Genomic DNA, 14,020 nt, shown 5'->3' with positions numbered 1-14,020 from the left:
ACTTAAACATACGGATGGGACTCTCCGCAGTACGTCCATTGGTGTGGCAGTACTTCTCGAGCAGTTCATCATAAATGAAACTGAAGTCTATTAGATCGTTGATCTTTCGAAGTAAATTGTCTTTGGGAATGATCAAATCATACAATCCTGAGTAGGCACTGAATTGAATCTTTTGTTGATGAGCTAACATTGGGCACCTTTTAAAACCTACTTTTAAGGTACAAAAAAAGAGCAGATAACCATAGTTCTTCTGCTCTTTTTGGACTCCAAATATTTAAAAGGACTTTTTCAGTGCCCTCCAAAAACTTACAGGCTTTTTTAGTACAAGGAGTAAAACTAGCTCATTTTTAATTTCTTTTGGATATCGTGCACATAACCTTTAAATTTTTTATCGGTATCAATAAGATCCTCTACCGTTTGACAAGCATAAATTACTGTCGAGTGGTCTCTTCCACCAAAAAAAGCTCCGATTGTTTTTAGGGATGACTTGGTATGGCTTTTCGAAAGGTACATCGAAATCTGACGTGCCTGAACAATTTCCCGCTTACGCGTTTGAGATTTAACCATATCCACCGGTACTTCAAAATATTCACATACCAACTTCTGAATGTACTCCATAGAAATCTCTTTTGAAGTATTCTTGATAAAATTCTTTAACATCTGCTTAGCCAATGCCAGGTCTATATCCTTTTTGTTTAATGTTGATTGCGCAAGTAAAGACACCATAGCACCTTCAAGTTCACGAACATTGTTATCTATATTATGTGCAACATATTCTACTACTTCGGCAGGCAATTCAATTCCATCTGCATACATCTTCTTACGAAGAATAGCAATACGGGTCTCCAGATCCGGCACTTGCAAATCAGCTGAAAGCCCCCATTTAAACCTGCTTAACAATCGCTCTTCTAATCCAGCTAAATCCTTTGGCGCTTTATCAGAAGACAAAATAACCTGCTTGCCTGATTGGTGCAAGTGATTAAAAATATGGAAAAATATATCTTGTGTTTTCTCTTTACCTGCAAAATTATGCACATCATCCATAATGATCACATCCATGGCCTGATAAAAATTAACAAAATCGTTGATGGTATTATTTTTTAACGAGTCTACAAACTGTTGGCAAAACTTCTCGCAAGAAACATAAATCACCAACTTATCCGGCATATTGCGTTTAATCTCATTACCAATAGCTTGCGCAAGATGCGTTTTGCCCAAGCCTACCCCACCATAAATCATCAAAGGGTTAAATGACGTACCTCCTGGTTTTGCAGCCACTGCGTAACCCGCAGAGCGCGCCAGACGATTACAATCTCCCTCTATATAATTTTCAAAAGTATAATTGGAATTCAACTGAGGATCTACGTTCAATTTTTTTAAGCCTGGTATAATGAAAGGATTTTTAATATCCTTATTTATCGATACCGGGATCGGCATAGATTGCCTTTTAGCTTCGGCACCATTTCCATTGCTTGGCATGTTAGTCGTATAAGGAGATCCACTATTAGAAGATTTATCTACAACAATATTATACTCTAGTCTCCCCTCATCTCCCAACTGCTTCTTAACCGTTTTTCTGAGCAGTCCAACATAATGCTCTTCCAACCATTCATAGAAGAATAAACTTGGTACTTGTATCGTCAAAACTTTGCCCTCCAACTTCAATGCAGATATTGGCTCGAACCAAGTTTTAAAACTTTGGGTCGGAATATTATCTTTTATGATTTGGAGACAGTCCTTCCATACTTCTGTACAAGTTTTTTCCATTGTCATGCTATAATTTCTTGGTTTACAACGACGATAAGAGCATATAAGGTGAGCTCGTTCGTGAGATCGAATATTCAAAAAATTATCAACAAAAAAAACTTAATTTTCATTTATTTGGTAAGTGCTTATAAAGCAAACTCATACCATAGTTAACCTCAATTTTTTATGTGGATAACTATTTATTAACATAAGAATCAGTATTCTCCGAAAACATTACGCATCACATCAGCTATTTCCCCAAGTGTAGCATAGGCTTCAACTGCCGCCAGAATAAATGGCATGAGATTGTCAGTACTTTTAGCAGCATTGGATAAGTCATTTAGTGCTTTTTCCACAACGTTACTATCCCGCTCAGCTTTAAGTTTATTTAACTTTTCCGTCTGGATAGTCCGAATGGATTCATCAATAGTAAATACATCATTTATACCTTCCTTTTCCTGAGTAAATTTGTTTACACCTACAATAATCCTACTGGCCTTTTCAACTTCAACTTGATATTGATAAGCGGCATCAGCAATTTCATTTTGAATATAACCATTTTCGATCGCATTAACAGATCCACCCATGGCATCGATCTTATCAATATACAAATGAGCAGCGGCTTCTATTTCATCAGTAAGGGCTTCCACAAAATATGATCCAGCCAAAGGATCTACTGTATCCGTCACACCACTTTCAAAGGCTATGACCTGTTGTGTCCGCAAAGCGATTTTTGCAGCAGCCTCGGTAGGCAAAGAAAGTGCTTCATCATAACCATTGGTATGCAGAGATTGAGTTCCGCCTAGTACTGCAGCCATTGCCTGATTGGTCACCCTTATGACATTATTAAGTGGCTGTTGAGCTGTCAACGTTGACCCGCCTGTTTGTGTATGAAAACGGAGCATCTGTGCCTTTTCATCCGTAGCCCCAAGATCTTTTGTAATCTTTGCCCACATTCTTCTGGCTGCGCGAAATTTTGCGATCTCCTCAAAAAAGTTGTTGTGACAATTAAAGAAGAAGGATAAGCGCTTGGCAAAAACATTGATATCTAATCCTTTTTCAAGAGCCGCATTCAAATATGCTTTTCCATTTGCCAGCGTGAAGGCCAATTCCTGCACAGCTGTTGAGCCAGCTTCTCTGATGTGATAACCGGAAATAGAAATCGTATTCCATTTCGGCACCTCTTTACTACAATATTCAAAAATATCGGTAATGATCCGCATAGATGCTTTAGGTGGATAGATATAAGTCCCCCTTGCCGCATACTCTTTTAAAATATCATTTTGGATCGTACCAGAAATTTGTCTGATATCAGCACCTTGCTTTTTAGCCAGAGCAATATACATCGCCAACAAAATGGAAGCGGTAGCATTAATCGTCATCGATGTAGTGATCTTCTCCAGCTCAATACCATCAAACAATATTTCAATATCTTTTAATGAATCGATGGCCACACCAACTTTCCCTACCTCCCCTTCTGACATTTCATGATCTGAATCATAACCGATTTGAGTAGGTAGATCGAAAGCTACCGAAAGTCCCATCGTTCCTTGCTTTAACAAGTAGTGGTAACGCTTATTTGACTCTTCGGCGGTAGAGAAACCAGCATACTGTCGCATGGTCCATAACCGACCTCTATACATATCTTTCTGAATACCTCTTGTATACGGAAACTCACCGGGCGCTTCAATCTGAGCACTAGGTTTAGTGTATACCTCTTTTATTTCTATACCTGATGTAGTGGTAAACTTTTTATTGCTCATAACTAAAACAACTGATGAATATCTTTCTTAATCAAATCTAATGTCAAATCATAGGGGTTATTTTCAATACCCGCCATATGCTGTAAAACCTTTCTACTCAAATCAACACCTGGAGCATCTGCAGGCAGACTTTTAGCGCCATTATTCACCATAGCGATGGTATCGTCCTTTAGCTTCTTTACTACATCCCAGGTAGGTGTACTGATGTACAGCTGCTGAGTGATGTTATGTTGATACTCTGATTTAATTTCGTTTAATACCATCACCTGAAGCTCAGCAAGTGTTAACCCTTGTTGATGCAGTCTGATAAAAAGGTTAGCAGGATTTATACGCTCTATAAAAATAGTTAAACGCTCATAGGCTTGTAAGCGCAACGACAATAATGGGTTATCTTTTTCCTGTTTTTGATCAGAAAATTTCAATCTAAAATAGGTCCTGATGTCATCCTTTATTAAATAGTACCCAGCCGAAACCGTAGCCACCCCTCCAATTACCAATACTGCTGCTTCGGTTATAAATTTCTGCAAGTCCATTCTATTTTGTTTAAATACCGTAATAATTAGTCGTAGTACCGACAAAAATGTGCATTTTGATTTATATTTGCCCTATTAATACATTTTTAACGGTTGATAAATAACATGAGTAATACAGTAGATACCGCATTCGCCCCTGTAACATTTACAGAAACAGCTGTAAAAGAGCTTTTTAAACTAAAAGACCAACAAGAAATCGCCGAAGATTTTGGCTTACGTGTAGGCGTTGAAGGTGGTGGCTGTTCTGGAATGAATTACGTTTTGGGTTTTGATCAGAAAAAGGACGGCGATCAAGAGTTTATTATTGATGGCATAAAAGTTTTCATGCATAAAGCACATCAAATGTACCTGATGGGAATGCAGGTTGACTGGCAGGATGGCTTAAATTCGAGAGGATTTACTTTTAGCAATCCAAATGCAGCAAGCACTTGCGGTTGTGGAACCAGCTTTTCAGTATAAAAGAGATTATCATTTGTAACATTATAGTAAGTCCTGTTGTCTTAACAACAGGACTTTTATTTTAGCACCTAAATCTATCTGCCTGTAATGACCTATACTGAGAACGTAAAATTAGCCCTGCAATCCATTACTGGCAACCGGTTGCGTACCATGCTTACCGCATTGATCATTGCAATTGGGTTATCTGCCTTGGTAGGTATTTTAACGACACTTGATGCCGTTAAAAAAAGTATGACAGAAGCTTTTTCCAGTATGGGTGCAAATTCATTCAACATTAGAAACCGTGGTACAGGTATCAGGATTGGCGGCTCTGGACAAAGACAAAAGCCTTTTAAATCTATCAGATATGAAGATGCTTTAGCCTTTAAAGAACGGCTAAATACCCCTGCAAAAGTAGCCATAAGTGTTGTAGCAACCAGAGGTGCCACAGTTAAGTATGATACTGAAAAAACAAATCCAAACATCAGCATCCAGGGTATAGATGAGCATGGTCTCGGTTCGCAAGGCCTGGAATTAGCCTTGGGTCGAAATTTCAATCTGGCAGAAGTTCAATCTGGAAACAACATTTGTATTATTGGAAGCGAGGTCAGCGAGAAGCTATTCAAAAATCAGGATCCACTGGATAAAATTATTAATGTAGGCAATAGTCGATTAAAAGTAATTGGCGTACTCGTATCCAAAGGTCAAAGCATGGGTTTTAGTGGTGATCGTGCTGTATATGTCCCTTTATTAAAAGCGAAACTGATCAACTCCACCTCAAATCCTTCTTATACCATAACCGTTATCGTTCCAAGCAATGATATTATGGATAATGTCATTGGAGAAGCAACCGCCGTATTTAGGAATATCAGAAAAATAAGGGTGACAGATCCTAACAATTTCGAGATAACCAAAAGCGACGCCATGGCACAAACCCTATTTGAAAACCTACGGTACATTGTCTGGGGAGGTATAGCTATTGGCGTAATTACCTTAATGGGCGCTTCAATTGGGCTGATGAATATCATGTTAGTCTCCGTTACGGAAAGAACCAGGGAAATTGGCATCAGAAAGGCAATTGGTGCAAATCCAGCCGTTATAAGGAAACAGTTTCTGATAGAGGCCGTAATCATTTGTCTAATGGGTGGAGCTTTTGGGATATTCCTGGGCATAGCCATCGGAAACCTGATCTCTCTGGGGATGGGTGGCTCATTCATTATTCCATGGGAATGGATTTTTGGAGGTTTTGCTGTATGTGTTTTAGTAGGTATAGTTTCGGGATATTATCCCGCAAAAAAAGCCTCTAAACTGGATCCAGTAGAGGCTTTAAGATATGAATAGGTTATTATCGTCCCTGATATTGAGTATCGTAATAAGCTTGGTAGTTCCCTGAAGTAACATTACTCAGCCACTCTTCGTTTTCCAGGTACCAATCTACAGTTTTTTCCAATCCTTCTTCAAACTGTAAACTCGGCACCCAGTCCAGGTTGTTTTGCAGCTTACTTGAATCTATTGCATAACGCAAATCGTGTCCTGCCCTATCCGTTACAAAAGTGATCAGCTTGGCTGACTCCCCTGGTTCACGATTTAGCTTTTGATCCATAATATTGCAAAGCAAATGGATCAAATCAATGTTCTTCCATTCGTTATGCCCGCCAATATTATAGGTTTCCCCTGTTTTAGCCTGATGAAAAATCACATCAATAGCCCTGGCATGGTCTTCCACCCAAAGCCAATCACGCACATTCTCCCCTTTTCCATAAACAGGTACAGGTTGACCATTTTTTATATTATTAATAGCTAATGGGATTAATTTCTCCGGAAAATGGTGAGAACCATAATTATTTGAACAATTAGAAATTACTATATCCAAACCGTAGGTATCATGATAAGCCCTAACAAAGTGATCGGATGAAGCTTTAGAAGCCGAGTATGGACTATGCGGATCGTAAGCCGTTGTTTCAGTAAACATACCTGTATCGCCTAACGCACCATAAACCTCATCGGTAGAAACATGATAAAACCGTTTCGCTGAATAATCTTCTTTCCAAAACTCTCTTGCTGCATTCAATAAATTTACAGTACCAATCACATTCGTCATTACAAACGCCGTAGGATCCGCGATCGACCTATCGACATGAGATTCAGCAGCCAAATGGATCACTGCATCGAATTGTTCTTTCTGAAATAAGTTATTGATTTCAACTGCATCAGTGATATCGGCTTTAACAAACCTATAATTAGATTTATCTTCCACATCAGTTAAGTTCGCCAAATTACCTGCGTAGGTTAATTTGTCAAGATTTACAATTTCATACTGTGGATAATTGTTTACAAATCTTCGTACCACATGAGATCCGATAAAACCTGCACCACCTGTTACTAATATTTTTTTCATTGAAATTATGTAGCTTTCTATAAGTTATTGTTATAATTCTGTTGGCAAGCCCAGCGTTTTTGCAATTGCTGCCGTTTTATTGGTGTAAATTTTATCTAACAAAATATTCAAAGATGCTTTAAGGTCAAACTGTAGATCCTCATGCATTTTATCGTATTTATTTAAAACTGAAAGTGCTGTTTTTACAAAATAAATAACCAGCTTCTCATTAAATTTATAAAGGGCAGAAAAAACATTTTCATCAAATTCGATGGGTACCTGATTTAGCAAATGAATCCTAAGTTCCATTTCACTATTTAAATCCTTTGTCACTTTAAAATGATGATTAATGCTGCCATTTAATTTACGCATTTTCAATAAGGTCTCCTTCGAGTTCAACCTTCTGGAAGCCATCAAGTCAGCAATACCATCATCAATGTCAGACATGATTTGTTCCTGCCTACGTACCAGATCGTGCTCGTCTTCAAGCAATTTAAAATGAAGATGTTCAGTTAAAACCTTGTCCTTAGCAATTAACCTGAGCAGTAGCTTATCCTTTTCCTTTTCAGGAAGAGACTTGATCTCCAGTTTCAGCTCCTTATGCTCACTTAATAACATTTAAAAAGGATTATCCTGTAAATATTTTTCCCATTTCCAGGCAGACGACATCATCTCTTTCAAGTCTAATTCAGCTTTCCAGCCCAGCTCTTTTGTAGATTTTGTTACATCGCCCCAAACTTTTTCAATATCGCCTTCTCTTCTTGGGCCAATTGTATAGTTTAGTTTTACGCCAGTAGAGGATTCAAATGCATCAATGATCTGCAATACAGACGAACCTTTTCCGGTACCTAGATTAAACACCTCATAATTAGTGCTGGCCTTATTGCTTTCTAGCCGTTTAATTGCCGCAACATGTGCTTTTGCTAAATCCACCACGTGAATATAGTCCCTTATTGCACTGCCATCAGGAGTATCATAATCATTACCGTAGACAGTGATTGGTCCACGTTTACCGATTGCAGATTGCGTTATAAAAGGAACCAGGTTTTGAGGAACACCAATTGGCAATTCACCAATCAAAGCAGTATGGTGCGCACCTACAGGATTAAAATAACGTAAAGACGTTACTTTTAATTGAGGAGTCACTGCACAAGTTTCCTGCAAAATCTCTTCCGCAATCTGTTTAGTATTACCATAAGGTGATTCTGCCTTTTTAGTTGGGGCATCTTCAGTTACTGGCAAAACATCCGGCTGCCCGTATACAGTACACGACGATGAAAAAACCAAATTCACCTTACTGTCAAATGCGTTGATCAGATTGATCAGCGAATAAAAGTTATTTCTGTAATACTTTAACGGCTGCTGTACAGACTCACCTACAGCTTTAAATGCTGCAAAATGAATTACCCCAGCAATATCGTTGTGCTGTAAAACAAAGTTCTTTACTTTAGCCTCATCGCATAAATCCAATTCTACAAGTTCAGGTTTAACTCCTATAATTGCTTCTATTTGCTGAAGTATTTTCGGGTTAGAATTGGAAAAATCATCAACAATAATAACTTCATAGCCTGCATTGTGTAGTTCTACTACAGTATGTGAGCCAATAAAACCGGTTCCTCCGGTTACTAATATTTTAGACATTGTTTAATTAACGGTTATATCCTGTAAAATCTTTATGGTCTTTATTTATTAAAGCTTCTTGCGGCAGTGATTTAAAATACTCGTAAGTTATTTTCAACCCTTCTGCTCTACTTACTTTTGGCTCCCAACCCAAGATAGTTCTTGCTTTGGTAATATCCGGACGTCTTTGTTTCGGATCATCAACAGGCAAATCTCTAAGTACTAGCTTCTGATGTGTTCCCGTCAACTTGATAATTTCCTCACCAAATTGCTTAATGGTAATCTCATCAGGATTACCAATATTAACTGGCATCGCATAATCACTTAACAACAACCTATAAATACCTTCGATCAAATCATCTACGTAGCAGAATGAACGCGTCTGAGAACCATCACCAAATACAGTAAGATCCTCACCACGCAATGCCTGACCAATAAACGCTGGCAATACCCTTCCGTCATTTAAGCGCATTCTTGGTCCATAAGTATTAAAGATCCTTACAATTCTGGTTTCTAAACCATGAAAAGTATGGTAAGCCATTGTCATTGCTTCCTGAAAGCGCTTTGCTTCATCATAAACACCTCTTGGTCCTACCGGATTTACATTACCCCAATACTCTTCTGGTTGTGGGTTAACACTCGGATCACCATAAACTTCTGAAGTAGAGGCGATCAGCATCCTGGCTTTTTTGTTTTTTGCAAGACCGAGTAGATTATGGGTTCCCAAAGATCCAACTTTCAAAGTCTGGATAGGGATTTTCAAATAATCAATTGGACTTGCCGGAGAAGCAAAATGGAGGATATAATCTAAGTCACCTGATACATGTACAAATTTTGAAACATCATGATGCGCGAATTCAAAATTTTCCAATCCAAACAAATGTTCAATATTTTGGAGGTCCCCAGTGATCAGGTTATCCATCCCTATAACATGGTATCCTTCCTTGATAAACCTGTCGCACAAATGCGAACCTAAAAAGCCGGCTGCACCGGTTATTAAAACTCTTTTACGTTTCATTAATTTATAAGCTTACGGCCAACACTGTTATAATAATATCCAAGCTCTATCATCTTTTCCAAATCATATAAATTACGTCCATCAAAAATAACCTTATTGCTCAGACTTTTTTCCATCAATTCAAAATCTGGATTTCTAAATACAGACCACTCCGTAGCAATCAATAAAGCATCCGCATTTAGTAAAGCATCATATTGATTTTGAGAATAGGTTATTTTGTCCCCTAAAATGGCCTTCACATTATTCATTCCCTCAGGGTCAAATGCAGTAACCGTTGCACCATGCTTAATCAATTCATCAATAATATACAAAGAAGGAGCTTCACGAACATCATCAGTTTCGGGCTTGAAGGCCAATCCCCACAAAGCGAAATGCTTACCTTTTAAATCATTTTTATAATACTTTAACAGCTTGTCAACCAATATCGTTTTTTGCTTTTCATTCACCTGCATTACAGATTTCAAGATCTGGAAATCATAGTCATACTCATCTGCAGATTTTGCCAAGGCTTGTACATCTTTAGGAAAACAGCTACCACCATAGCCAATACCAGGGAATAAAAAGCGCTTCCCAATCCGTGCATCAGATCCTATCCCTTTACGAACAGCATCCACATCCGCACCCACAAGCTCACACAAATTAGCTACCTCATTCATAAAGGTAATTTTGGTGGCCAGAAAAGAATTTGCTGCATATTTTGTCAATTCAGAAGAACGCTCATCCATAAACAAAATTGGATTCCCCTGTCTAACATAAGGACCATACAACTCTAACATTAGTTTTTGTGCTTTCTCACTCCTGGTTCCGATCACTACCCGATCAGGCTTCATAAAATCTTCTACAGCAACACCTTCACGCAAAAACTCAGGATTAGAAACCACATCGATTTCTATAGCTGTATTTTCAGCAAAAACAGCCTGAACCTTATCCGCCGTCCCTACAGGAACCGTAGATTTATTTACGATAACTTTATAATTGGTAACCAGCTTGGCAATATCTTTCGCCGCACCTAAAATATAGGACAGATCAGCGGCGCCATCTCCACCCGGGGGTGTTGGCAAGGCCATAAATATAATCTGAGCATCTTTAATTGCATGAGCAAGATCGGTGGTAAAAGTTAAACGACCTTGTGCAATATTTCTGTGGAATAAAACATCTAAACCAGGCTCATAAATAGGAACTACCCCGGCTTGCATTTGCGCTACTTTAGCTTCGTTGATATCTACACAAATTACATTATTTCCTGTTTCTGATAAGCAAGTTCCTGTTACTAACCCAACATATCCGGTTCCGATAACCGCTATTTTCATATATTAATCCCGTTTTAATTATATTAAAGTATCTTCGGCTAAGATAATAAATAAACACACAAAATGCTTTGGCTTTATAACATTGCAATTCAACTTTACGGCTTAATAATCAGGTTATTCTCTCCTTTTAATTCCAAAGCTTCATTTTTTTTAAAGGGTAGACGAAATATCTTCGCCAAAATTGAAAAAAAAATAGATTCAACTGTCCCACATATATGGTTTCACTTTGCTTCTTTAGGTGAATTTGAACAAGGTAGACCAGTATTGGAGAAATTAAAAGAACAATACCCGAATAAAAAAATAATCGTCACCTTCTTCTCTCCTTCTGGTTATGAAATCAGGAAAAACTATGCATTAGCCGAAGCAGTTTTTTATCTACCACTGGATACAGCAGCAAATGCGGAGCGATTGATCACAGCCTTTAATCCTGAACTTGCCATTTTCACCAAATACGAATACTGGTATCATTACTTTAAAGCGCTACACCATAAAAACATTCCCTTATTAATCATTTCAGGCATTTTCAGACCTAACCAAATCTTTTTTAAGTCGTACGGTTCCTTTCATCGAAAAATGCTGAGCTATGTGAGCCAGTTCTTTGTGCAAAATGAAGAAAGCATTCAGTTGCTAAAAACGATAAATATTCAAAATGCTACACTAAGTGGAGATACAAGATTTGACAGGGTCGCCGAAAATGCATCCACACCCAAGAAACTAAGTCTAATTGAAAAATTCTGTGGAAATGCACCTGTATTTATTGCCGGCAGTACCTGGCCTGAGGACGAACGACTGATTGCCTTATTATGTACTTCAAATCCAGAATGGAAATTCATCGTTGCACCTCATGAAATCGGTGTGCATCACATTAATGAAATAGAGGGTTTGTTTCCTCAAGCGATCAAATATTCGACATTTGCTACCGATGAGACATCCGCCGAGCATCAAATACTGATTATAGATAATATTGGAATGTTATCTTCACTTTATGCCTACGGCAATATTGCCTATATCGGTGGAGGCTTTGGCGCTGGCATCCACAATACTTTAGAAGCAGCGGCATTTGGCATACCTGTTATTTTTGGACCAAAATACGAGAAGTTCCAGGAAGCAAAAGACCTGATTAAGATCGGAGCTGCAAAAAGCATCCAAAACATCAATGAGCTTAACGCAGCTTTTACTACCCTAACTAGTACTGGAAATGAAGGTGACATCGCAAAGAATTACGTGACTTCAAAAACAGGATCTACAGACCAGATCCTGCAATATTTAAGTCAATATCTTAAGCCTTAGCCATTTCAACTAATGCCTGTATAAACTTCGGATTATCATTTAAGCTTTCAACAAGCTGTACATGTTCTCCACCAAGAGCCTTAAACTCTTCGTGGTATTCAACCGTAATTTCATAAAGGGTTTCCAAACAATCGGCAACAAAAGCAGGACTAAAAACCAATAGTCGCTTTTTACCTTCAGCGGCAAGCTTTTTCAACACGTCAGTCGTGTAAGGCTGCACCCAAGGTTCTTTTCCTAAGCGCGACTGGAAGCAAACGGTATAATCTTCTTTGGCAATATTCAATTTTTGAGCAATCAATCTCGCCGTATCATGCCCCTGGGCCGAATAGCAAAACTTATTGGTATCACTTAGGGTATCACAGCAATTGTCTTTTTTCAAACAATGCTTCCCAGTATGGTCACATTTCAACAATTGACGCTCTGGTAAGCCATGAAAGCTAAACAAAACATGATCAAAAGTTTCTGGCTTATACTTTCTCGCATTTTCAGCAAAAGTTTCCAACATCAATTCATTATCATGAAAAGAGCTTACAAAACTTACTGGAGGAATAGTAGCCCATTTGCTGACCAATTCCATCACCAACTGGATTACTGAACCGCTACTGGCAGATGCATATTGAGGAAACAACGGAATTACTTTAATACTTTCAACGAGGCCAGCCTTCATCTTTTCCAAAGCGGACAAAATAGATGGATTTTGATAACGCATGGCCAGCTCTACATGATAATCATCACCGAGCTGTTCTTGTACTAAAGCGGCTTGTATTTTACTAAAATACAATAAGGGCGAGCCATTTTCATCCCAAATCTCTTTGTAAAGTTTTGAAGTTTTCGGACTACGAAAAGGAACAATAATACCTTTAACCAATAAGGTACGGTTAAAAACATTAACATCGATCACACGCTCATCCATCAGAAACTGATCTAGATATTTACGTACATCACCAACTTCCGGACTATCCGGAGTTCCTAAATTCACTAACAGTACACCCTTTTTTCCCATAATTATCCCCAAAATTAACTATTCAAACCGTTTTTCTGTTTTATCATTTACCCGAAAAGGAATAATTACTTTTTAATGATGAAGGAGAAAGGCTTTCACCTCTTCCATAAGCCACATTGGTGTTGATGTTGCTCCGCAAATCCCTACTTTATCATTGGGAGCGAACCAACTCAGATCAATTTCCGAAACATTGGATATGAAATAAGAGTTGTCGTTATATTTTTTACATACATCGTACAGAACCTTTCCATTAGAAGACTTTTTGCCAGACACAAACAAAATTTTATCATAGTTTGCTACAAATTTCTCCAGATCGCCATAACGGTTAGATACTTGTCTACAAATGGTATCATTCGCTTTAACATCATATCCACGATTGATCAGCTCATCCTTAATTGCATAAAATTTATCAGTACTCTTTGTGGTTTGACTGTACAAGGTAAACTTAGCTGGTAATTCGACCTTGTCCAACTCAGCAATATCCTGGAATACGATAGCCTTACCATCGGTTTGCCCTTGTAAACCGATCACTTCCGCATGACCATGCTTTCCGAATATCAGAATCTGCTCCTCATCATCGTACGAATTCTTGATTCTATTCTGCAATTTCAATACAACTGGACAAGAAGCGTCGATCAAGGTCAATTCATTTTTCAGCGCAAGTTCATAAGTAGATGGCGCCTCTCCGTGTGCGCGAATCAATACCTTTTCTTTATGCAAACCCTGTAACTGTTCATGATCTATAATGCGAAGTCCTTTATCAGTCAATCGCTTCACCTCCTCGTCATTGTGAACAATATCTCCTAAACAATAAAGATAATCTTCATTGTCCAATATATCTTCAGCCATATCAATAGCGTAAACTACTCCGAAGCAAAAGCCCGATGCCTTATCTATTGTTACCGCTAAATTGTATTCCATG

Annotated in this window: 13 protein-coding genes and 1 pseudogene; 3 read left to right on the top strand and 11 right to left on the bottom strand. The window is 38.3% G+C overall.

What is annotated here, in order from left to right; all coding sequences use genetic code 11:
* From FBD94_RS25615 to FBD94_RS25600, 4 genes and pseudogenes are all read right to left on the bottom strand, one after another.
* Positions 1-190, bottom strand: a pseudogene (locus tag FBD94_RS25615) (IS5/IS1182 family transposase); the annotation flags it as partial.
* A gap of 146 nt (positions 191-336) precedes the next feature.
* Positions 337-1,767, bottom strand: a complete 1,431-nt coding sequence (gene dnaA / locus FBD94_RS25610) for a chromosomal replication initiator protein DnaA (protein WP_131612840.1) — start codon at positions 1,765-1,767, stop codon at positions 337-339.
* A gap of 194 nt (positions 1,768-1,961) precedes the next feature.
* Positions 1,962-3,509: an acyl-CoA mutase large subunit family protein gene (locus FBD94_RS25605; protein WP_131612841.1), complete on the bottom strand. Its 1,548-nt coding sequence runs from the start codon at positions 3,507-3,509 to the stop codon at positions 1,962-1,964.
* Positions 3,510-3,511: 2 nt separating this feature from the next.
* On the bottom strand, positions 3,512-4,042 hold the full coding sequence (locus FBD94_RS25600; protein ID WP_131612842.1) for a DUF7935 family protein: 531 nt from the start codon (positions 4,040-4,042) through the stop codon (positions 3,512-3,514).
* Between the two features lie 105 nt (positions 4,043-4,147).
* On the opposite strand from FBD94_RS25600, the gene FBD94_RS25595 reads away from it, so the two are divergent.
* Positions 4,148-4,501: a HesB/IscA family protein gene (locus tag FBD94_RS25595; protein WP_090783010.1), complete on the top strand. Its 354-nt coding sequence runs from the start codon at positions 4,148-4,150 to the stop codon at positions 4,499-4,501.
* 87 nt (positions 4,502-4,588) lie between these two features.
* Positions 4,589-5,821, top strand: a complete 1,233-nt coding sequence (locus FBD94_RS25590) for an ABC transporter permease (protein ID WP_169472415.1) — start codon at positions 4,589-4,591, stop codon at positions 5,819-5,821.
* A 4-nt stretch (positions 5,822-5,825) separates the two neighbouring features.
* Here FBD94_RS25590 and rfbB read toward each other — a convergent pair whose 3' ends face one another.
* From rfbB to FBD94_RS25565, 5 genes are read right to left on the bottom strand one after another with little or no spacing between them, the layout of a single operon-like run.
* Positions 5,826-6,878, bottom strand: coding sequence for a dTDP-glucose 4,6-dehydratase (gene rfbB / locus FBD94_RS25585; RefSeq protein WP_131612844.1), 1,053 nt, complete (start codon positions 6,876-6,878; stop codon positions 5,826-5,828).
* A 30-nt stretch (positions 6,879-6,908) separates the two neighbouring features.
* A complete protein-coding gene (locus tag FBD94_RS25580; RefSeq protein WP_136882326.1) occupies positions 6,909-7,475 on the bottom strand; it encodes a hypothetical protein in 567 nt (188 codons plus the stop codon).
* Positions 7,476-8,498 (bottom strand): UDP-glucose 4-epimerase GalE, encoded by a 1,023-nt coding sequence (gene galE / locus FBD94_RS25575; protein ID WP_136882325.1) that lies wholly within the window; start codon positions 8,496-8,498, stop codon positions 7,476-7,478.
* 7 nt (positions 8,499-8,505) lie between these two features.
* Positions 8,506-9,495, bottom strand: a complete 990-nt coding sequence (locus FBD94_RS25570; protein ID WP_131612847.1) for a UDP-glucuronic acid decarboxylase family protein — start codon at positions 9,493-9,495, stop codon at positions 8,506-8,508.
* Positions 9,495-10,805 carry a UDP-glucose dehydrogenase family protein gene (locus FBD94_RS25565; RefSeq protein WP_136882324.1) on the bottom strand — a complete coding sequence of 437 codons (1,311 nt, stop codon included), beginning with the start codon at positions 10,803-10,805 and terminating at the stop codon, positions 9,495-9,497. The genes FBD94_RS25570 and FBD94_RS25565 overlap by 1 nt, the downstream gene beginning before the upstream one ends.
* A 63-nt stretch (positions 10,806-10,868) precedes the next feature.
* Between FBD94_RS25565 and FBD94_RS25560 the strand changes: the two genes are divergently transcribed.
* On the top strand, positions 10,869-12,095 hold the full coding sequence (locus FBD94_RS25560; RefSeq protein WP_131612849.1) for a 3-deoxy-D-manno-octulosonic acid transferase: 1,227 nt from the start codon (positions 10,869-10,871) through the stop codon (positions 12,093-12,095).
* On the opposite strand, the gene hemH is transcribed toward FBD94_RS25560, so the two are convergent.
* Positions 12,085-13,098: a ferrochelatase gene (hemH, locus tag FBD94_RS25555; protein ID WP_136882323.1), complete on the bottom strand. Its 1,014-nt coding sequence runs from the start codon at positions 13,096-13,098 to the stop codon at positions 12,085-12,087. The two genes, FBD94_RS25560 and hemH, sit on opposite strands and share 11 nt — an antisense overlap.
* 72 nt (positions 13,099-13,170) lie before the next feature.
* Positions 13,171-14,019: a 4-hydroxy-3-methylbut-2-enyl diphosphate reductase gene (locus FBD94_RS25550; protein ID WP_136882322.1), complete on the bottom strand. Its 849-nt coding sequence runs from the start codon at positions 14,017-14,019 to the stop codon at positions 13,171-13,173.
* Between the last annotated feature and the right edge of the window lies 1 nt (position 14,020).

The organism is Pedobacter hiemivivus (genome assembly GCF_005144565.1).
Lineage (GTDB): Bacteria > Bacteroidota > Bacteroidia > Sphingobacteriales > Sphingobacteriaceae > Pedobacter > Pedobacter hiemivivus.
Note: the sequence above shows the minus strand (reverse complement) of the source record. Positions and strands in the feature narration are given on the sequence as shown.

Bases quoted from the DNA above. Each gene is read 5' to 3' on its own strand.
- FBD94_RS25600 (WP_131612842.1), bottom strand. From the start codon at position 4,042: ATGGACTTGCAGAAATTTATAACCGAAGCAGCAGTATTGGTAATTGGA.
- rfbB (WP_131612844.1), bottom strand. From the start codon at position 6,878: ATGAAAAAAATATTAGTAACAGGTGGTGCAGGTTTTATCGGATCTCAT.
- FBD94_RS25580 (WP_136882326.1), bottom strand. From the start codon at position 7,475: ATGTTATTAAGTGAGCATAAGGAGCTGAAACTGGAGATCAAGTCTCTT.
- FBD94_RS25605 (WP_131612841.1), bottom strand. From the start codon at position 3,509: ATGAGCAATAAAAAGTTTACCACTACATCAGGTATAGAAATAAAAGAG.
- FBD94_RS25595 (WP_090783010.1), top strand. From the start codon at position 4,148: ATGAGTAATACAGTAGATACCGCATTCGCCCCTGTAACATTTACAGAA.
- FBD94_RS25560 (WP_131612849.1), top strand. From the start codon at position 10,869: ATGCTTTGGCTTTATAACATTGCAATTCAACTTTACGGCTTAATAATC.
- FBD94_RS25570 (WP_131612847.1), bottom strand. From the start codon at position 9,495: ATGAAACGTAAAAGAGTTTTAATAACCGGTGCAGCCGGCTTTTTAGGT.
- galE (WP_136882325.1), bottom strand. From the start codon at position 8,498: ATGTCTAAAATATTAGTAACCGGAGGAACCGGTTTTATTGGCTCACAT.
- dnaA (WP_131612840.1), bottom strand. From the start codon at position 1,767: ATGGAAAAAACTTGTACAGAAGTATGGAAGGACTGTCTCCAAATCATA.
- FBD94_RS25550 (WP_136882322.1), bottom strand. From the start codon at position 14,019: ATGGAATACAATTTAGCGGTAACAATAGATAAGGCATCGGGCTTTTGC.
- FBD94_RS25565 (WP_136882324.1), bottom strand. From the start codon at position 10,805: ATGAAAATAGCGGTTATCGGAACCGGATATGTTGGGTTAGTAACAGGA.
- FBD94_RS25590 (WP_169472415.1), top strand. From the start codon at position 4,589: ATGACCTATACTGAGAACGTAAAATTAGCCCTGCAATCCATTACTGGC.
- hemH (WP_136882323.1), bottom strand. From the start codon at position 13,098: ATGGGAAAAAAGGGTGTACTGTTAGTGAATTTAGGAACTCCGGATAGT.